Annotated in this window: 11 protein-coding genes; 6 read left to right on the forward strand and 5 right to left on the reverse strand. The window is 43.1% G+C overall.

Annotated elements, in window-relative coordinates:
- Window positions 1–84: 84 nt before the first annotated feature.
- From AQ505_RS13595 to AQ505_RS13615, 5 genes are all read right to left on the reverse strand, one after another.
- Entirely contained in the window at window positions 85–1,146 is a 1,062-nt protein-coding gene (locus AQ505_RS13595) for a PCMD domain-containing protein (protein ID WP_062548680.1), read from the reverse strand.
- Window positions 1,147–1,216: 70 nt separating this feature from the next.
- Entirely contained in the window at window positions 1,217–2,038 is an 822-nt protein-coding gene (locus AQ505_RS13600) for a hypothetical protein (protein WP_062548681.1), read from the reverse strand.
- A 142-nt stretch (window positions 2,039–2,180) separates the two neighbouring features.
- The gene (locus AQ505_RS13605) at window positions 2,181–3,869 is read right to left on the reverse strand and encodes a sodium/sugar symporter (RefSeq protein WP_062548682.1); all 1,689 of its coding nucleotides are present in this window, start codon (window positions 3,867–3,869) and stop codon (window positions 2,181–2,183) included.
- Window positions 3,870–3,889: 20 nt separating this feature from the next.
- Entirely contained in the window at window positions 3,890–5,221 is a 1,332-nt protein-coding gene (gene xylA, locus AQ505_RS13610) for a xylose isomerase (RefSeq protein ID WP_062548683.1), read from the reverse strand.
- A gap of 65 nt (window positions 5,222–5,286) precedes the next feature.
- Window positions 5,287–6,765 carry a xylulokinase gene (locus tag AQ505_RS13615; protein ID WP_062548684.1) on the reverse strand — a complete coding sequence of 493 codons (1,479 nt, stop codon included), beginning with the start codon at window positions 6,763–6,765 and terminating at the stop codon, window positions 5,287–5,289.
- Window positions 6,766–6,884: 119 nt separating this feature from the next.
- On the opposite strand from AQ505_RS13615, the gene AQ505_RS13620 reads away from it, so the two are divergent.
- From AQ505_RS13620 to AQ505_RS13645, 6 genes are all read left to right on the forward strand, one after another.
- A complete protein-coding gene (locus tag AQ505_RS13620; protein WP_062548685.1) occupies window positions 6,885–7,910 on the forward strand; it encodes a LacI family DNA-binding transcriptional regulator in 1,026 nt (341 codons plus the stop codon).
- Between the two features lie 17 nt (window positions 7,911–7,927).
- Window positions 7,928–12,196, forward strand: coding sequence for a hybrid sensor histidine kinase/response regulator transcription factor (locus AQ505_RS13625; protein WP_062548686.1), 4,269 nt, complete (start codon window positions 7,928–7,930; stop codon window positions 12,194–12,196).
- Window positions 12,197–12,319: 123 nt separating this feature from the next.
- The gene (locus AQ505_RS13630) at window positions 12,320–15,223 is read left to right on the forward strand and encodes a TIM-barrel domain-containing protein (protein WP_082461531.1); all 2,904 of its coding nucleotides are present in this window, start codon (window positions 12,320–12,322) and stop codon (window positions 15,221–15,223) included.
- Window positions 15,224–15,326: 103 nt separating this feature from the next.
- Window positions 15,327–18,437 carry a SusC/RagA family TonB-linked outer membrane protein gene (locus tag AQ505_RS13635; protein ID WP_231634868.1) on the forward strand — a complete coding sequence of 1,037 codons (3,111 nt, stop codon included), beginning with the start codon at window positions 15,327–15,329 and terminating at the stop codon, window positions 18,435–18,437.
- A 19-nt stretch (window positions 18,438–18,456) separates the two neighbouring features.
- Window positions 18,457–20,055: a RagB/SusD family nutrient uptake outer membrane protein gene (locus AQ505_RS13640; RefSeq protein WP_062548687.1), complete on the forward strand. Its 1,599-nt coding sequence runs from the start codon at window positions 18,457–18,459 to the stop codon at window positions 20,053–20,055.
- Between the two features lie 32 nt (window positions 20,056–20,087).
- Window positions 20,088–21,497: a hypothetical protein gene (locus AQ505_RS13645; RefSeq protein WP_082461820.1), complete on the forward strand. Its 1,410-nt coding sequence runs from the start codon at window positions 20,088–20,090 to the stop codon at window positions 21,495–21,497.
- Window positions 21,498–21,552: the final 55 nt, after the last annotated feature.

Genomic DNA, 21,552 nt, shown 5'->3' on the forward strand with positions numbered 1-21,552 from the left:
AATCACTGATCATTAGGTTAAATACTGAGCTTTATTGTTAAAAAGGCGCCAATCACTTAACTTGATTAGCGCCTTTTTTATGAATTAATAATTCAACACCAGATCATTTACCACTAGCGTACTATTTACACCTCCTTCATAACTCGCGCCCGCCGCACTGGAAGAAAAAACAATACTGATGTGTGTGATTGCTTCATTATCGGCTGCAAACATCCCATTTGCAGGAAGTTGATAGGTAGGGCTGCCTGCCGGCAACCTGCCATACACCAATGGAATGGTGATCTTTTTAAAGTCATTTACCATTTCCCCTGACCTGAACCAGGCAGTAGCGGCTCTCTTAACCAATGTTCCGCTTCTGTTTTCCAGTAACAGGTAAATATCACAGCTGTCTAATTTATTCAATGTCTGACCAGATCCGTTTTTATAAGGCGTTCCCGCCTGATATTTATAGCTTAGGGTAAAGCTTTTCGGTCTGGAAGTATAGGCGATTCCAAATTTTGCAGAGTTTAGCGGATTGCCGATGTCCAGCTTAAATGTACCGGTGAATAAGGTTCCTGCACCCATTCGCTGACCGGTGAGCTGTGCAAGCAGCCCAAGATCCTTGGTCACCATTTTAGCGGCAAGGTCAGCCGAGGCAATTTCAACGGGCGTGGTATTGGCAGTAGAAAGGCTGACTACACCGTCGTTTCCAGTGGCCCATTCTGTGCTGGCATCGAAACCAGGTTGTTTATAGTTTTTCCCAGCTGGTGTATACCAATCGTTGAAATTAGAATTACTGATCTGCGGATTTGCAGCTTGCTTGCTCACTATCACCGTATACACTGCCTGACTGCCGTCTTCTGCAGTGACAATATAAGGGACTGGCTTGCTAAAATCTTGAGAAACACGAACACCAGGGCTCAGCTGTGCATAGGTGGAAAGCTGTACTGAATCCGGAAATAATTTTGTCAAATCAGCATTAGCATCTACATTTAACCGGATGATTAAACTGTCCTGGTGAATAGAAGTGCTCCCTGATTCATTGGAAAGGGTGAAATAAAGGATTTTCTTAAACGTTGATTTTCCAAAATACGTTTCTTTAACGCAGCCTGAACACAAGAGCAAAGCTCCAGCAAATACAAAAAGGAAGGACTTATAATTTAGCATGTTTGAATAAGTAAAAGTTGATAAAATGACCTTAATGCTGAGAGATCATTTAGAAAACATGAATTAACAATTAGAAATAAGTTGAAAAGCCAAAACCAATTTTCAGAATATTGATTTTAAAGTTCATATCAGTCGTCGTTACCCTTGTATCCGGCTGTCCAGTAGTACGTCCTGTTTCTACTGAAGTATTGATCCCGAAAATATCAACCGTTGTCTCAAATGCAAAGTTTTTCACAATAAAGATCATCAATCCCGGTCTTAGTCCAACACCGTAAGTATCTTTTGAGGTATATGTTCTTGTTAAAATTTCATTTACTGTACTTTCCTTAATAGAGCGGTCAAATAGCAACTGTATCTCCGTCTGGTTCACAATATAAAACCTGTTTTTACGGTCCAGCGGGATGAAGTTTTTAATAAATGGTCTGACTCCGTAATTGTTAGAAAAGCTTCGGTTGCTGGTTAAAGCGCCATCTGCAGCTTTAATCAGGTTGTTCTCTTTTGATTGCCCGTAGGATAGTCCTAAACCAGCACCCAGGTTCTTCCTTAGGATATAACCTCCATCTGCACGTACAGCCCAGCTGCTTTTCTTTTGATCCAGGTAGTTGACGAAAAAATTGTTGTCATTCACCGCATTTCTGCTGCTCAATGAAAAGGTAAGTATAGAAAACTTCATTCCTTTTTCAATGACCAGTCCTTCGGGCTGCTCTTCTTTTGAAACAAATGATTTTTCATTGCCTTTAATCGATTGTTGATCCTGAGCAAAGAGAACTGAATTGCTGCAGCATAAAAAGAAAAATAAAACTACGGCAGCCGGTCTTAATTTTAAGGGGGAGGCAGTAGATTTTAAGCAGTATAAGCTTGAAAATGGTTTCAAGGTAGGTAGATAGTTCATTCAGTAGATTTATTTCAAAATAAGGATATTTTTTGAAAAGAAACGAATGATGGAGGCTAAGCAGTGTTTTCAAGGGAGCAATAAAAAAGGGATATCCTATAAGCAAACCTATAGCAATATCCCTTTTAAGGAGTTCAGAGGACTACCAGAAGATACTATAAAGCGCGATAATGATCCCAACAATGATTAAGGCACCTGCGGCAAAACCGGCATTGGTCTTAAACATTCCACGATCCACATCTAATCCTTTAGGATTGACACCTTTTCTGTTTTCAAATAAACTGATGATGACCATCGCTGCTACGCAGATGATGAAAACAAAGCCCATTCTGTCGAGGAAGGGAACTTCATAGAGCATACTGCCATCTTTTTGTACAGCCAGTTTAGAGAATCCAAATTTGCTCAATGCTTCCAGATTGCAAAAGTTTGGCAGGGCTTTAAAACCAACAGAAAGTAAGAAACCGCCAATTGTAGCGAATAAAGCTGCATTGGAAGTCGTTCTTTTCCAGAAGAAACCAAGCAGGAACATGGCAAAAATACCTGGAGAAACAAATCCGGTGTATTCCTGAATGAATTGGAAACCTCCTTTTTTGTCGATGCCAAGCTGCGGAGCGATCACAATGGCCAATAACATGGCCACAATTACCGTGATTCTTCCAACCACCACCTGTTTATGCTCATCTGCATCTTTGCTGATCACTTTCTTGTAAATGTCCAGGGTAAAAATAGTGGCAATGCTATTCGCTTTTCCAGCCAGGGAAGCTACAATTGCTGCGGTTAAAGCGGCAAAAGAAAGTCCTTTTAGTCCGGCGGGAAGCAGGTTTAGCAAGACAGGATAAGCAGAATCCGCATTCAGTTCACCGTTTTTCATCATGGCAGTCTTAAAATCGCCATAGCCTTCCTTGTATAAGACGTACGCGGCTATCCCTGGCAATACCACAATAATTGGCATCAGCAGTTTCAGGAAAGCGGCAAATAGCAAACCAGATCGCGCAGTTTTCAAATCAGCACCCAGCGCCCTTTGCGTGATGTACTGGTTGCATCCCCAATAGTTTAAGTTTACAATCCACATTCCGCCAATCAGCACTGTTAAACCTGGAAGGTCCATGTAATGCGGATTTTCCTGCTTAAAAATCATGTGAAAATGATCAGTTGCCTTTTCTTTCACCATCGCCAGTCCATTTAATACACCGGAACTGCCAAAATGAGTGGCTACCAATTCCAGTGCGAGGTAGGTAGTCGCTAATCCACCGAGAATTAAAAAGAACACCTGGATCACATCCGTGTAGCCGATTACCTTCATTCCACCGAGGGTGATGATGATGGCAAATACGGCAAGCACATACATACAAGCGGTGGTATTGATGCCAGAAATGCTATTGATGGCCAATGCACCCAGGTAAAGGATAGAGGTCAGGTTCACTACCACGTACAATAGCAGCCAGAATACCGCCATAATCATGGCTACTGTACTGTTGTACCGTTGCCCAAGAAATTGTGGCATGGTGTAAATCTTGTTTTTCAGATACACCGGAATGAAAAAGATAGCAACAATGATGAGGGTTGCAGCAGCCATCCATTCGTAGGTAGCGATTGCAAGCCCCATAGTGAAACCTGAACCGCTCATGCCTATAAATTGCTCGGCCGAGATGTTTGAAGCGATTAGAGAGGCTCCAATTGCCCACCAGGTGAGTGAGTCTTTCGCAAGAAAGAAGTCTTTGGAGTTCTCTTTATGAGCTTGTTTTTTCTTATAAACTGACCATCCGTATACAGAAACAATCAGAAAATAAACGAGGAAAACGACGTAGTCGTATGTACTCAATGAGTTCATATAAATGTGTTTATTTACTTTTAAATGAATCTGTTAATGATATTCTCTAATAGTTCCTGCTGACCGCTGATCGACTTCGGTTCTCCTTTTTCAACCGCGTAATTGCGCAGTGCTTCGAGGTTCAGTTTACCTTCCTCAAAATCTTTTCCGGCACCCTGATCAAATGAAGCATAGCGTTCGGTTCTGATTTTTTTATAATCGGAATGCTGAAGCACTTCATCTGCAGTTACTAATGCCCTGGCGAAAGTATCCATGCCACCTATATGAGCATAGAATAAGTCTGCAGGATCGGTTGAATTTCTTCTGATCTTCGCATCAAAGTTGATTCCTCCGCCTTGCAATCCATTGGCTTCCAATACGATCAGCATGGCCTCCGTCAGTTCATTGATGTTGTTTGGGAATTGGTCGGTATCCCAGCCGTTTTGATAATCACCTCTGTTGGCATCCATAGAGCCTAGTAATCCGGCATCTGCAGCCACTTGTAATTCATGCTGGAAAGTATGCCCCGCAAGCGTGGCATGGTTCACTTCAATATTCAATTTAAAGTCTTCCAGTAAGCCATACTCACGAAGGAAGTTGCTGACCGTTGCTGAATCATAATCATACTGATGTTTAGAGGGTTCACAAGGTTTAGGTTCAATGAAAAACGTGCCTTTAAAGCCTTGTTTCCTGGCGTAATCTTTAGCCGAATGCAGGAATTTAGCTAGGTGTTCCTGTTCCCGTTTCATGTTGGTGTTCAGCAAACTCATATAGCCTTCACGACCTCCCCAGAATACATAATTCTCTCCATCAAGTGCTATCGTCGCATCTAAAGCGGATTTCACCTGTGCTGCGCCATGTGCCAGTACATGGAAATCAGGATTGGTGGCAGCGCCATTCATATACCTGCGGTGGGAGAAAAGGTTGGCCGTTCCCCAAAGCAGTTTAACGCCGCTTGCAGCTTGTTTTTGCTTTGCATAATCTACAACGGCTTGTAAACGTCTTTCATTTTCAACGATATCGTTGGTATAGTCTACCAGGTCTACATCATGGAAGCAATAATAAGGGAGATTCATTTTGGTGATGAATTCAAAAGCAGCGTCCATTTTATCTTTTGCACGTGCTACGGCATCAGACTTTTCATTCCATGGGTGGATGATCGTAGGCTCTCCAAAAGGATCTCCGCCTGTCGCTACAAAGGAATGCCAGTAGGCGCAGGCAAAGCGCAGATGATCTTTCATCGTCTTGCCTGCAATGATTCTATTTTCGTCATACCAGCGAAATGCCAGTGGGTTATCTGAGTCTAATCCCTCGAATTTTACCTGTCCGATTCCTTTAAAAAATTCCTTTTCTCCTGTCGTTACTGTTGTCATTGTGGTTCTATATTTTGGTTTAAATAATATTGATATATGGTTGATATGTAGTGTATTAATAGTTTTTACTTAATCTTATCTGATAGGTTTTGAAGCCAGTCCTGATACACAGGTTCATAGCGTAAGTTTGAATCTGGTTCTACGAGCTGCAAAGGTTTGATATTGCTGAAAGCGGCGGCAGCATCGGGGTAGGTTCCAGCCCCAATACCTGCGCCTAAAGCGGCACCTACACTGCCATCATTTTCATAAAGTTCAACAGGAACTCCGGTGCTGTTTACGAAAGCTTCGAGGAATAATTCGCTCAAAAACAGGTTGGCTTTTCCGGCCCTGATCACCTTTGGTTGAAGCCCATTGCTCCGCATTATGTCAAGTCCGTAGCGGAAAGCAAAAGCAATTCCTTCCTGTACCGCCCTGAAAATATGAGGGGTACTGTGGAGGTTAAAATCGATATTCTGGAGATGAGCACCTACCATGTTGTTGTTGAGCATCCTTTCTGCACCATTACCAAAGGGCAATATCCGCAGTCCATCGGCGCCAATGGCAATTTTCCGGGCTGCCGTATTGAGGTCCTGGTAAGCGATTCCTGGTGCCAGCAGGCTTTTTGCCCAGCGGTTCATACTTCCAGTTCCGTTGATACAAAGCAGGATGCCCAATCTTTTCTTTTCTTCGGTATAATTGACATGGGCAAAGGTGTTTACCCTGGATTGCGGATCGTACGCCAATTGGTCGCTGACGCCATAGATTACCCCTGAAGTACCTGCGGTGGCGGCTACTTCTCCGGGTTCCAACACATTTAAGGAAAGGGCATTATTGGGTTGATCTCCTGATTTATAACTGACTGGAATTCCTGCTTTTATACCTAGCAGGTTTGCAGATGCGGAACTTACCTGTCCATGTTCTGAGAATACCGGCTTGATTTCAGGAATCAGGCTGCGGTCAAAGCCATAGTGCTCCATTAAGGCTTCAGATAGGGTATCTGATTGGAAATCCCAGAAAACGCCTTCTGAAAGCGCAGAAATACTGGTGGTAATGCTGGAGCAGAGCTTCATGGCAATAAAATCACCAGGCAGCATCACTTTGTCAATTTTAGCATAACATTCCGGTTCGTTTTGTTTCACCCAGGCCAGTTTGGAAGCGGTGAAATTGCCAGGGGAGTTGAGCAGGTGACTCAGGCAGTAATCATGCCCCAACTCGTCGTAAGCCTCGTTTCCAAGGGCTACGGCTCTGCTGTCGCACCAGATAATACTATTTCTAAGCAGCTGCTGATCTTTGTCTACCAACACCAAACCATGCATCTGATAGGCGATTCCTATGGCAGAAATGTCCATCGACTGGAAGTTGGCTTTCTTTTTACAAATCTCGAAAGCCTGTTGGGTATGTGCCCACCAAAGCTCCGGATCTTGTTCTGCCCATCCGGGATGGGGGGCATGAATGGTCGCTTCTTCCTCCGGATATTGCGCTGCTGCAATGGTTTTTTGTGTTTGCGCGTCTACGATGGCCACCTTTATGGAAGAAGTGCCAATGTCTATTCCCAGTAATAACATATCGTGTTGTTCTAATGGATTTTATAGTATGAATATTTGGTTATCAGGAAACGAATTTAGGAGAAAGTTTTATAATTGCAATCGATTGCCTAAAATATTTTTGTATTTTTACTTTAATTATGAAGCGCCAAAAAAGAACAACTATATACGATATTGCTGAAAAGCTCAATTTAGCGGCCTCTTCCGTGTCCAGAGCACTGAGCAATAGTGATAAAATTAATGCGGAGACGAAAGCATTGGTACTTAAAACCGCTGCTGAAATGAACTATCAGCAAAATGCGATGGCCTCTAACCTGCGAAAAGGCAGTAATCCGACGATAGGCGTAGTCGTTCCTCGAATCAACCAGTATTTCTTTTCCAACATTATTGCTGGTTTGGAAGAAGTGACTTTTAACAAGGGCTACAACCTCGTGATTTGCCAGTCTAATGAGTCCCATGAGCGCGAAGTAGAGGTGGTGAACACCCTGATCAATCAGAATGTGAGTGGAATTGTGATCTCAATTGCCGCAGAAACAGGCAGTTCAGATCATCTGCAGCAGGTTGTAGACCGTAACATTCAGCTGATTCAGTTTGACCGTGTGGTGGAAGACCTGGAAACATTTAAAGTGCTGAACGACAATCATAAGGCTTCTTACGATGCCGTAATCCACCTGATTGAGCAAGGCTACCGCAGGATTGCCTTATTGGAAGGTCCCCAGGAGCTCCATATTTTCAGGGAAAGAAAGGAAGGGTATATCGCAGCCTTGAAAGCAAGTGGCTTCCCGATACTGGAAGAACTGATGTATGCCAATGCCTGGACGAAAGAGCTTGGTGCTCAGGCTACTGCTGAATTGCTGGAAATGGCCAGTCCACCAGATGCGATATTCGCCTCTACATCCGATTTTGCGGCTTTAGGGGTGTTAGAAGCCGCTACAGGAAAGGGAATCCGTATTCCTGAAGAGCTGGGCATCTGTGGATATTCCAATGAGCCTTTTACAGAGATTACCAGTCCATCCATCACCACTATTGATCAGTTTAGCATAGAAATGGGAAAAACTATAGGAAATCTTCATTTTCAGGAGCTGGTAAATTCAGGAATGGTGATCAAAAAGACGGTCAATATCATGCCAAAGCTGATTGTTAGAAAGTCTAGTCAGCGGGTTTAACTGTAAATGTAAAATCCATGTTTCCAGGAAGAACACTAGTTTTATTACTCTTTTTATTGATTTTTTCGGAGGTGTCTGCGCAGCCAGGACAGATTCAGTTCTCCAGGATGGATTTATCAGAGGGACTGTCTCACAACCAGGTGAATGCTGTTTTAAAGGATTCAAAAGGCTTTATCTGGTTTGCAACACTTTCCGGCCTCAACCGTTACGACGGACAGGTGATTAAGGTTTTTAAACACAATCCGCGGGATACCAGCTCTATTGTCGATGATTTTATCACCAATATCTATGAACTTCCGGGGCATAAGCTCTATCTGGAAACGCGCAGCGGTCCTAATATTTACGATCCTGAAACAGAAAGCTTTATCCGCAATACGCCAGCCTGGTTCAAAAGTATTGGAATCGATTCCAAAGGCATTCGAGAAGTGCTGAAAGATAAGGCCGGTGATTTCTGGTTTAATGCTCAGGGAAATGGTATTTATAAATACGAAGTTTCCAGTGCTTCAACAAAACATTTAAAACTTCAAAAGAATAACGATAAGTTTTTGTCTGAAAGTCCGGTCTCTGCGATTCAAAGCGATCCTGCCGGAGCAATCTGGATCATTCACCGCGACAAGACCATAGCGCGGCTCGATCGGAAAACTGCAAAGCTGAAACAGCGAATTCTAACTTTCAAAACTGCTAATCCTTCAGAAATGCAGGATTTTAAGCTGTTTGCGGATGATGATGGCGACCTCTGGATTTATACCTTGAACAACCAGCGGGGGATCACTTATTTTAATCCAAAAACCGGACAGCATCGCCAGATAGATAAGGCTCCAGGCGCTTTAAACAGTAATTTGATCAGCGGAATGCTGCAGGATCCACATGGTCAGATTTGGATCGGTACGGATCATGGTGGGGTCAATGTGCTGAATAAAAAGACTTTTAAAGTGAGTTATCTGCTTCATAAAGAGGATGATCCTAAAAGTATAGGTCAAAATAGCATTACGTATTTATATAAAGATATCTCAGGGATTATATGGGTGGGTACTTTTAAGAAAGGCCTGAGCTTTTACCATGAGAAAATTCTCAAATTCCCCTTGTTCAGGCACCAGGGCACAAATCCGGATGGATTGGGTTATGATGATGTGAACCGATTTGCAGAAGACGATCAGGGGAACCTTTGGATTGGTACAAATGGTGGTGGATTGTTCTATTTCAACCGGAAAACCAAACAATTTAAACGATACCAGCATCAGCATAACCATCCGAATAGTTTAAGTAACGACATCATTGTGAGTTTGTTTGTAGATAAGCGCAAGCTCCTATGGATTGGTACTTATTTCGGCGGACTGGATTCTTTTGATGGAAAGACCTTTAAGCATTATCGCCATGAACCCGGAAATCCAAATAGTTTATCTGACGACCGGGTATGGGACATTCTGGAAGATCATAAGGGAAACCTATGGGTTGCCACCTTAAGTGGTGGCCTGAACCTCCTTGATCGAAATACCGGAAAATTCAGTCAGTTTCGTGCAGGGGCTAAGAATAGTATTCATTCTGACTTTCTTTCTTGCTTGATTGAAGACAAAAAAGGCAACCTTTGGATCGGAAGTTCTGATGGGATTGATCAGCTAACATCGGATGGAAAGTTTATTCATTATAAACATGAAGATAATCATGCAAACAGTCTGATTAATAATATTGTATATGACCTGATGGAGGACGGTTACGGCTTCATTTGGGCAGCTACCAGGGATGGTTTGAGCCGATTCGATCCAGCCAAAAAAGAGTTTAGAAACTTCGATACGAAGGACGGACTCGTGGAAAAGGCCACCTTGAAGATCGTAGAAGATAACCAGCGGAATCTATGGGTAAGCACTGCAAACGGCTTATTCAATGTGATCGTAAAGCCTATTGCCAATGGTGATTTCTCTTATGCTTTTCATAAGTATGATGAACATGACGGTTTACAAGGGAGTGCATTTAATGCGAATGCCGGTTATAAAACCAGTACTGGCGACCTGGCTTTTGGGGGTGCAAATGGCTTCAATTTATTCCAGCCGGAAAGGATTAAAAACGACCTGAATAAGCCTGTAATTGTCTTTACAGACTTACAGCTGGAGAACAAAAGTGTAGGCATCGGAGAACCTGTAGATGGGCGTGTTTTACTGAATAAATCACTTGCTTTTACCGAAGGTATCACTCTGAAGCACAATCAGAACGGCTTCGCAATTGAATTTGCAGCACTCAACTATTTTAACCCGCATAAAATCAGGTATCGTTATAAGCTGGAGGGCTTTGATGAACATTGGCAAGAGCCTCAGGGAAACAGTCGCCGCGCAACCTATACGAATATAGATCCTGGGACTTATACCTTCAAAGTGATGTCTACGGATGCCTCCGGAAATTGGGTGAGTAATGAAGCCGATTTAAAGATTGTGATACGTCCTCCGTTCTGGAGTACCTGGATCGCATACCTGTTATATGCACTGGCGATTGGGGGCGGACTTTTATGGATCAGACACCGTGGAATAACGCGTTTGAACAGGGAATTCTTATTGAAACAGGAGCGTCAGCAGGCGAGCAGGATGCATGAACTGGACTTAATGAAGATCAAGTTTCTTACTAATGTAAGTCATGAGTTCAGAACTCCATTATCTCTGATTATCACTCCTTTAGAAAAACTAATCGGACAGAATGTCATACCTAAAAAACAAGAGCTTCAACTCATGCACCGCAATGGAAAGCGTCTGTTGAACCTGGTGAACCAGCTTTTGGATTTCCGTAAAATGGAGGTTCAGGAATTGAGGCTGCACCCTAAATCAGGAGAAGTCATTTCCTTTATCAAGGACCTTTGTCTTTCCTTTAATGACCTGGCGGAACAGCAACACATTAATTTCAGTTTTCATACGGAAGCACAGACTTTAATGGTTGCTTTTGATCATGACAAAGTGGAAAGGATCATATTTAACCTGTTGTCAAACGCATTTAAGTTTACGCCGGAGGGCGGAAAGGTCTGGGTGACGCTGGAAATTGGCGAGCAGAAAGGAAGCCATACCACGATTTTGCTGAAGGTTTCGGACACAGGAATCGGTATGGAAGGAGATAAAACAGCGCGCATATTTGAACGGTTCTTTCAGAACGATATGCCGGATTCTATCGTTAATCAAGGCACAGGTATTGGCCTTTCTATTACTAAAGAGTTTGTGAAATTACATAATGGTAATGTTCATGTTAACAGTGTTTTAAATAAAGGTTCTGAATTTTGTGTTTCACTAAATTTGGCTCATGAATTGAGGAATTCAGCTGAAGAAAAAGGCGCGGGTTTTTATGAAACAAACTCAACTGCTGATGCTGCTGAAAGTCCAAAAAGTAATCCCCAGGATTCTCATGCTATGCCTGAATATCAATATGGTGGTCTTGGGAATTCAAACGATGAACCTGAAGGTAAGTGGACGGTTTCGATAGACACTAAAGTTGTGTTGAACACATCTGATGTTCCTACTGAAAGTTTTAGCTGGAAAAGTAAAAAACAGGTCTTAATGCTCGTGGAAGACAATGAGGATTTCCGCTTTTATCTGAAAGACAACCTCAGTGAATTTTACCAGATTGTGGAGGCTTCAAATGGGAAAGAAGGCTGGCAAAAGATTTTGTCCAGTCACCCGGACCTGATTGTGAGCGATGTGACCATGCCTGAAATGAATGGTACTGAGCTTTGTAAGAAGATCAAATCTGATAAACGTACTGCGCATCTACCGGTCATTCTACTCACGGCGGTCAGCAATGAAGATCAACAGCTATTGGGATTAGAAACCGGTGCCAATGATTACATGACCAAGCCTTTTAACTTTGAAATCCTCTTGTCTAAAATCAGAAACATCCTGAAACAGCAGGCCCTGGCTAAGAAAACCTATCAGAAACAGGTAGAGTTTAAGCCTGCGGAATCAGAAGTAGAATCTTTAGATGATAAGTTTATGAGACAACTGGGATTACATTTGGAAAAGAACTTGTCAAATTCTGCTTATTCTGTGGATCAGTTGAGTTCTGACCTGAACATGAGCAGGGTAGGTCTGTACAAGAAAATTCTGCCGCTGACCGGGAAATCCCCAATCGAATATATCCGCTCGTATCGATTGCATAAATCGAAAGCGCTACTGTTAAAATCACAGCTCAGTATTGCCGAAATTGCTTACGAAGTAGGCTTCAGTAACCCCAAGCATTTTAGCCGTTATTTTAAACAGGAATTTGATATTCTTCCATCGGCATACGCCAATCAAAAAAAGGAGGAAACCTCTTTTTAAGCCTCATGAGGGTGTTCTGTTAACATTTGGATACCCATTTGTTATCATTTGAATGCCCTCTGCTGAATTCTTTCCTGATACATTTAATCCTAATCAACCAAGTATAAATTGTAAATCTTACCAATGCGTAAAATTAGGGTCATCGCCGTAATTTTTATCGGCAGTGTATTGCTGCAGGTAAAAGTGAAGGGCCAGGAAAAATCAACTGTACATCAACAAGAAAAGGCAAGGGTAAACCGGCAAGAAAAAGCAAGCTACATCCAAACGGCTTCAGGAATTGAAGTCAGCATTCCAAATTCATTAACAGGCATCAGGAAAATCAGGTTAACACCGGTAACGGATCAGGTGATCCACGTGACTGGTACTTTAACTGAAGATTTCGCGCCGCAGAACAGCCTGATGGTGGTTGGTACGGCAAATAACGCTGCAGTCCCTTTTACTATTGATACAGAAAACGGGGCTATTGTGTTAAAAACAAAAGCTTTGCGCGTCGAAATTGCAGCGCAAAGTGGATTGCTTACTTACCGTGATGCGGCTGGAAAACGTTTATTGCAGCAAACAGAGCTGGCTACGCAAGCTTTAGTACCTCAAGTATTTAATGGTTCAGCTTCCTATCAGGTGGTTCAGGTGTTTGATGCCCAGGATCAGGAAGCTTATTATGGTTTAGGGCAGCATCAGCAGGGATTGATGAATTACAGGGGCCGCAGGGTAGACCTGGTTCAGTACAATACTGAAATTGGAGTACCGTTTTTCATCTCGAACAAAGGATATGGGATTCTTTGGGACAATTACTCTATCACCCGAGCCGGAGATATCCGCGATTATCAGCCTCTATCCGCATTGAAACTGATTTCTAAACAAGGAACTGAAGGTTGGATTACGGCTAGTTTTGCGAAAAGACCTTCACCTGAAAATATATTATTTACCAAACCTGTGTCAGAGCTTTCCATAAATTGGCTTACAGACCAACATAAGTTCCCTGACAGTATAAAAATGCAAGATGCGGTAGTCAGTTATGAAGGAAGCCTGGAAAGTGGCTTAGCGGGCTTATATCAGCTTCAGTTAAAGTATGCAGGTTACGTAAAAGTATGGCTTGACGGTAAGCTGGTGGCTGATTATTGGCGCCAGGCCTGGAATCCAGGTGCTGCGATCCTGGATTTGGACTTAGAGAAAAACAAAAAAGTAAAGTTTAAAATGGAGTGGATTCCAGATGGTGGGGAGTCTTATCTAGGTTTAACCTGTTTGCCACCAGTTCCGGAAGCACTTAAAAATACCTTCGCCCTGCAATCTGAATCAGGTGCCGGGCTGGATTATTACTTTATTGGCGGTGAAAACGCGGATCAGGTAATCTCTGGTTATCGACAAGTAAGCGGTAAAGCGGTGCTGATGCCGAAATGGGCAATGGGTTTTTGGCAAAGCAGGGAGCGTTACAAAACACAGGACGACATCCTTTCCACTGTAAAAGCTTTCCGCGGCCGTAAAATTCCATTGGATAACATCGTGCTGGACTGGTCGTACTGGAAAGAACCAGAATGGGGTAGTCAGCAGTTTGATCCTGCACGTTTCGCTAGTCCAGAGGAAATGATCAAATCTTTGCACGATCAACATGTAAACCTGATGATTTCGGTATGGCCGAAGTTTAATAAAGGCTTCGATATCTACCATGATTTTGATAAAAACGGCTTCCTATATAAACGTAACATCGAAGATGGCCGCAGAGATTGGATCGGAAAAGGCTATTCTAATACTTTTTACGATGCTTTTAATCCTGAAGCGAGAACCGCATTCTGGAATCTGGTGAACAAAAGGCTGTACAGCAAAGGAATTGATGCCTGGTGGATGGACGCGACAGAGCCGGATATGCACTCCAATCTGCCTGTAGAGATCCGGAAAGAACTGATGAATCCTACTTTCGCAGGCTCTTCTACCACTTATTTCAATGCATTTCCATTGGTGAACGCTAAAGGAATCTACGAAGGACAGCGTAAAGAAAACAATACCGACAGGGTGTTTATCCTGACTCGCTCCGCTTTTGCAGGTTTACAGCGTTATGCAGCGGCTGCCTGGAGTGGTGATATCGCTTCCCGATGGGAAGATATGAAGAGTCAGATCAGTGCAGGTGTCAACTTCTCTTTGTCGGGAATGCCATACTGGACTATGGATATCGGTGGTTTTTCTGTGGAAAAACGTTATGAAGCGGCTAAAGGGGCAGATCTGGAAGAATGGAGGGAACTGAATACGCGTTGGTTCCAATTCGGTGCATTTGTGCCTTTATTCCGCGTACACGGACAATATCCCTTCCGTGAAATCTATAACATCGCGCCGGAAAGCCATCCCGCTTATAAAAGCATGCTGTATTATAACCAGCTCAGGTACCGCCTGATGCCTTATATCTATGCGCTTGCCGGACAAAGTTTTCAGCAGGACTACACGATCATGCGTGGCCTAATGATGGACTTTCCAAAGGATTTAAAAGCTTCCAACCTGAACGATGCTTACCTGTTTGGACCAGCGTTACTGATCAATCCGATCTATGAATACCAAGCGAAAACTAAAGAAGTGTACCTGCCGGAAGGACAGGGATGGTATGATCTCTATACTGGGAAATATTTTAAAGGTGGACAAAACCTAAAAGTGGAAACCAGCTATGAAAGGATGCCTGTTTACGTAAAAGAAGGTTCAATACTGCCTACAGGGCCTGCCTTACAGTATACGGATGAAAAACCAGCAGATACGATTACGCTATTTGTGTACACAGGAAAAGATGGTTCTTTTTCGCTGTATGAAGATGAAGGCCGCAATTATAATTATGAAAAAGGTGCTTTTTCCAACATCGACATCCAATATAAAGAAAGCACAAAAGAACTGCTGCTATCCGAAAGAAAAGGAAGTTTCGCAGGTATGCTGCCGAACAGGAATTTTAGAATCATTGTGATCAGTCCGAAGAAAGGAAAAGGATTGGACTTTAATCAAAAAGCAGATTACAGTCTGAACTATAGTGGAAAACAAATGAAAATTCAATTGTAAATAAATACAGGCTGTACCTGGTAAAACAGTGTACAGCCTAAAAAAAACGAGCAAAACCTAATATAACCAAATATAATATGAATCAATTATTTACTAAATCGTAATGAACGGCATGGAAAAGAAATTCAATTCGAAAAGAACGAACATCTTTTTGCTGATGTTGTTCTCGCTGCTGATTTTTGGCCAGCAAGTGCTGGCACAGGAGCGTAAGCTCAGCGGGAAAGTTACCGGGGCCAATGGGCTGCCGATTCCTGGCGCTGTTGTTAAAATAAAAGGAAAGGCCGGAGGCTTAAGCAGCAATCAAGACGGGGCTTTTGTCATCAATGCGCAGACTGGCGATGTTTTACAAGTCAGCTCTATCGGTTTTATCAGCAAAGAAATTACCGTACCAGCCACAAATGTGGTCAATGTGACCCTGGCTGAAGACCAGCAAAATCTCTCCGAGGTAGTCGTAGTTGGTTACGGCGTGCAGCAGAAAAAGCTGATTACCGGGGCAACAGTGCAGGTAAAAGGCGATGCTATCCAGAAACAAAGTACGACTAATGCTTTGCAGGGACTCCAAGGTCAGGCGCCTGGGGTGCAGATTGCTTCCACTTCAGGGCAACCTGGAGAAGGCATGCGTGTCACCATTCGTGGACTCGGCACCATTGGTAATTCCGGACCGCTTTACGTAGTAGACGGCGTATTGACCGGTGATATTTCTTACCTGAATCCTGCAGATATTGAATCTATAGATGTGTTAAAAGATGCGGCATCCGCAGCGATTTATGGTTCACAGGCTGCCAATGGGGTGATTCTTGTCACCACAAAACAGGGAAAACGCGGACAAGCGGCTCAGATCACCTTTGATGCATATGCAGGCGTACAAAATGTAGCGAAAAAGGCAGAAATGCTCAATTCCTCTCAATATGCTTCCATGATGAATGAGGCCGCTATTAATGGAGGCAAACAACCGCTTTTCAGCAATGCACAGTTAGATGCTTTAGGAAAAGGAACCGATTGGATCGACGAAATGTTCGTTTCCAATGCATTGACACAGAATTATTCCGTTGGCGCTTCCGGTGCTTCTGAAAATTCTGTCTATTCCCTTGGCTTGTCTTATACTGGTCAGGAAGGTGTAGTAGGTGGTAAAAGCCTATCCAACTATGAACGCTACGGTTTTAGAATCAATACCGAGCACAATTTCTTTAATGAGCTCCTTAAAATCGGTCAGCACCTTACTTATTCAGACATTAAAAACAATGGAATTGGCGTAGGTAATCAGTACAATAATACCTTGCGCGCCGCTTTTAACACCAGTCCATTTGTTCCGGTATACGATGATCAGGGTAACTTCTTTGACAATAGTAAATCTACCTGGAACAACGGGGAGGCAAATCCTTACGCATTAATGGTATTGAATAACCAAAACAAGAGAAATAACCAACGTGTGCTGGGAGATATCTATTTAATAGTAGAGCCGATCAAGAATCTGAAATTCAGAACAAGTCTTGGAATGGATTACAATGCTTCTGAAAGTCGTTCATTCAGTCCACTGTACAACCTTTCTATCTATGCTTATAATACGGAAACGAAGGTAAGTCAGTCGATGAATAAAGGGAAATCCCTGATCTGGGACAACTTATTGAGCTATAAGTTTGACCTTCAAAAAGACCATGTTTTTGAAGTGATGGCAGGAAGTTCTGCTTACCAGGCGGATGGTTCCGGAATTTATGGTACCAATAGCAACCTGATCTTTGATGACCTGGATCATGCCTGGCTCAGCAATGCACTCAATAAAAAGAGCAACGGCATCACTATTGGCGGAAGACCTGATGATGCGGATCGCCGCATGTCTTACTTTGGTCGCGTAAACTACAATTACAAAGAGAAATACCTGATCAATGCCACATTCAGAGCAGATGGGTCTTCTAGATTTGCAGCACAAAACCGCTGGGGATATTTCCCTTCTGTTTCTGCAGGGTGGATTGTGACCAACGAAAGTTTCCTTAAAGGACAGGAAAATTGGCTGGATTTCTTGAAAATCAGAGCCAGCTGGGGACAGGTGGGCAATCAGAATATTGCCTCATTTCAATACCTGACTCCTATAAAATTAGACAACACCAATTATACATTTGGTGATAAAGAAGGTGTACTTACTCCTGGAGCCTACCCAAGCAGACTCAGCAATCCAAATGTGAAATGGGAAACCTCTGAGCAAACGGACATCGGTTTTGATGCAACTTTGTTAAAAGGAAAGCTCTCTGTGAATTTCGATTGGTACAATAAATTGACCAAAGATTGGTTGATTTCAGCACCTATTCTGGCTACTGCAGGTGCAGATGCCCCTTTTATCAATGGTGGTAATGTAACCAACAGTGGGATAGAACTGGCCTTTACCTACAAAAATAATGTTGGCGATTTCAACTATTCGATCGGCCTGAACGGTGCTTACAACAAGAATAAAGTAGGTAAAATCCCTACAGCAGATGGAATTGTACATGGTTTGACCAATCAGTTATACGACAATTCCCTGGAGTTTTACCGCGCAGAGAACGGCTTTCCAATTGGTTATTTCTGGGGTTTAAAAACAGCAGGGATTTTCCAGACGGAAGCTGAGGTCCTGGCTTACCAATCTGCCGCAGGAAAGGTGATTCAGCCTACTGCAGCGCCTGGGGATGTCAGGTATGTAGATGCGAATGGTGATGGCGTAATTGACAACCTGGATCGCGGGATGATCGGTAAACCTAATCCTGACTATACTTTTGGAATCAGTCTTTCTGCCGATTATAAAGGTTTCGACTTCTCTATTCTGGCTTCCGGAGTAGCAGGGAATGAAATTGTACAATCTTACCGCAATCAGGCCAATCCTTTTGGCAATTATACTACCCGCATTTTAGACCGCTGGCATGGTGAAGGAAGCTCTAATACAATGCCAAGAGTAACCGAAGACAACAGGAACTGGACCAATTTCTCTGACCTATACCTTCAAAAAGGAGATTACCTGAGAATCAGCAATGTGACCATCGGTTATGATTTCGGTAAAGTGCTTAAAAAGAGTTACCTGAAACAGCTGAGGTTATACGCCGCTGCTTTAAACCTCTACACTTTTACCAAATATGATGGCATGGACCCGGAGATTGGCTATGGTACGGAAGGTTTTGCCTCGGGTATCGACCTTGGCTATTACCCAAGACCAAGAACGTTTATGTTCGGTGCTAACTTTAGATTTTAACCTCCCTGAACTTAAAAATATGAAAGCTATAAATATAAAAATAGGCCTAACTGCAATGCTCTTTTTGACTTTAGGAGCCTGCAAGAAAAGTTTTCTGGATACAGAAGCGATTACTACGGTGACGGAGGAAAACTTCTACAGAACCCCAAAAGATGCTTTTTCGGCATTGGTAGGCTGTTATGATGGACTGCAAGTGGTTTGGGCTGATGGTGTTGCCTTGCCTGTGGCAGCTGAAGTCTTGTCTGACAATACCTTTGGTGGTACTGGAAATGCAGATGGGTTCAGTTATCAGATGTTAGATGAATTTGATAAAACCCGCTCTCCTTCAGATCAGAATCTATTCGGTCCGAACTGGACTTCGTACTACAAAGCATTGTACCGCTGTAATATGCTCATCAACAAAATGGATCAGATTCAATGGGGAAATGATACACAATTGAGAAAGACTTATGAGTCGGAAGCACGTTACCTGCGCGCTTATCTGCTTTTTGACATGGTGCGTTTATGGGGTAATATTCCATTGTTAACGAAACCTTCGGCAGAGAATATTCCTCAGTCAAATCCGGATGAGGTGTATAAAGTGATTGCAGAGGACTTGCTTTTTGCTTCGGCCAATATGCTGCCCGTAGCTTATCCCGCTCAGGCAGTTGCCGATCACGGAAGAGTGACCAAATATGCCGCAGAAGCACTGTTAGGTAGGGTTTTCCTTTTCTATACCGGGTATTATACCAAAACGGACCTGGTTGGACTCGTTACAAAAGCGAAAGCATTGGAAAACCTGGAAGATGTGATTAGCAATGGCGGTTATGGTTTAGTAGCTGATTTTGCCAACTTATGGCCAGCTGCATCTTTAGCTGCTTATGCCGGAGAAGACAATAAAGAAACTGTTTTCGCCATCAAATATACCTATACCAGTGATTACAATGGCAATACCGACGGAAACCACTGGATGGTATTTGGAGGGATTCGTGATCAATCCTTCTTCCCTTATGGCAGTGGCTGGGGTGCAGAAACTGTAAATCCTAAATTGTGGAACGCTTATGCTGCTGGCGATACACGAAAAACAGGCTCTATCATTTCCATCGTAGATGAAAAGCTGGCCTTTGTAAGTCAGAGTAAACAACGGGAATACACAGGGTATTACATTAAAAAATACAGTCCGATGATCGGAGAGGATGGAAAACCATTGCCTAATGCGAATGGGAATCCAAACTTTAGCATTGGTCAGTTTCAGGATTATGTGTCGATCCGCTACGCAGATGTATTGTTGATGGCTGCAGAATTGGGAAGCCCAAATGCGCAGACTTATTTCAATCAGGTGAGACAGCGTGCGCTGCAAGGCACTTTTACGCCACTAGTGATCAGTCAGGAAAACATCATGAAAGAACGCCGACTGGAGTTTGCATTTGAAGGAATTCGTTATTACGATTTACTTCGTCAGGGAATCACTAAAGCAGCACAGGAGATTGCAGAAACGACAACGGTATTGAACGGCGGACAAACCGCACAGAAGGTCATTTCGGCCAACAATATCATTGCTACAAAAGGTTTGCAGCAGATTCCTTACACTCAAATCAACCTTTCTAATGGTACTTTAAAACAGAATCCAGGATGGTAGGGGCTTCATTTAACGATTATAAAAGAGACAAAATGAAACGATATAAACAATTATTGGTGATGTGCATGCTGCCTGTGCTGCTGCTGCTCGCCTGCAAAAAAAACGAACACAGTATAGGAGAGGTGCTGGACAGATCGGAGATTAAATTCGAGGTGGTTCAGGACTTGAAAGCCGATGCAGGCGGGAATACGGTAATCCTTAAAAACATGACGCCAGGGACACTGCCGATGTGGGATTTCGGAATCGGTACCTCTACTAAAATGATCGATACGGTGAAGTTTGCCTTCGCCGGGGATTATGTGGTACGCTTTTCGGTAGCGACCGGTGGAAGGGTCGTAAAGATGGATTCTGTCCTGGTTAAAGTGACGCAAGACAACCTGAATTATGTAAATGACCCGCTATGGACCGCCATTTCGGGTGGTGTAGGCCAGGAAAAACAATGGGTTTTAGATACGGAAGGTAAATTCTTCAATAGCCCTTTATATTTCTACGGGGTAAATAATGGCTGGCTTAAAGAAGGAAGCCCGTTTGGCAACTTTAATACCGGTTGCTATGGTGGTGACTGCTGGATTTGGGAAGCAGGTGTAGGCGACGTCTATCCTAATATCATGACCAAAGGCGACTATGGCTCGATGACTTTCAGTCTAAAAGGCTTGGCTACATTTAAAGCAGTAAAACCTATGGAGGAAGGAAAAACTCAGACCGGAACTTACATCTTAAATATAGGTTCTAAAACGCTGACCATTAATAATGCAAGCATTCTTAGAGGCTATAAACCTGCAAAAAATGGGATCACTGGAATCAGCAACTGGACCAATTATAAGATTCTTTCCCTGGATGCCAATACCATGCAGCTAGGGGTGATTCGTGATAAAGATGTGGATGGCGAAGGCCCTGCGATGATCGTTTACAACTTCCTTTCCAAGACTTTTTCTGATAATTATGTACCGCCTGTAACAGGGCCTGATGCAGGTTTCGACCCTACCTTTAAGACAGGTGAGCTGTTAACGATGCTCACAGGAACGGCTTCCGGCAGGTTATGGAAAATTGATGCTGCAGGAAATCCGATCGACTGGATTGGTAAAGGGAAAGGCTGGACGAAATCCCATGCAGACAGCAGAGATTGGGGCTGGAATGACTCCTGGGATGCTGTAGCTAAAGATTCCTGGATTTTATTTAACCGCGTTGGTGGTCTGAAATATACCAGAAGTCAGAATGGTGTCGTTAGCTCAGGTACTTTTACCATCAATGAAGCGACCAATGAAGTGACTTTGAATGGTGATTTATTGATCCAAAATCCGGGCAGCTTTATGAGTCCATTGAAAAACACTTTTAAGGTAGTGAAGGCCTTCCCAGGAAAAGTCGAAAGTCTGGGTATCTGGTTTGGCACAGATTATAATGTCGAAAAGGACGAATGGTTCGCCTTCCACTATATTTTATAACGTTCTTAATGTCCCCTTGGAGCCTTTTCAATCTTGAAAAGGCTCCTTTTTTTAT

This window comes from Pedobacter sp. PACM 27299 (genome assembly GCF_001412655.1).
Lineage (GTDB): Bacteria > Bacteroidota > Bacteroidia > Sphingobacteriales > Sphingobacteriaceae > Pedobacter.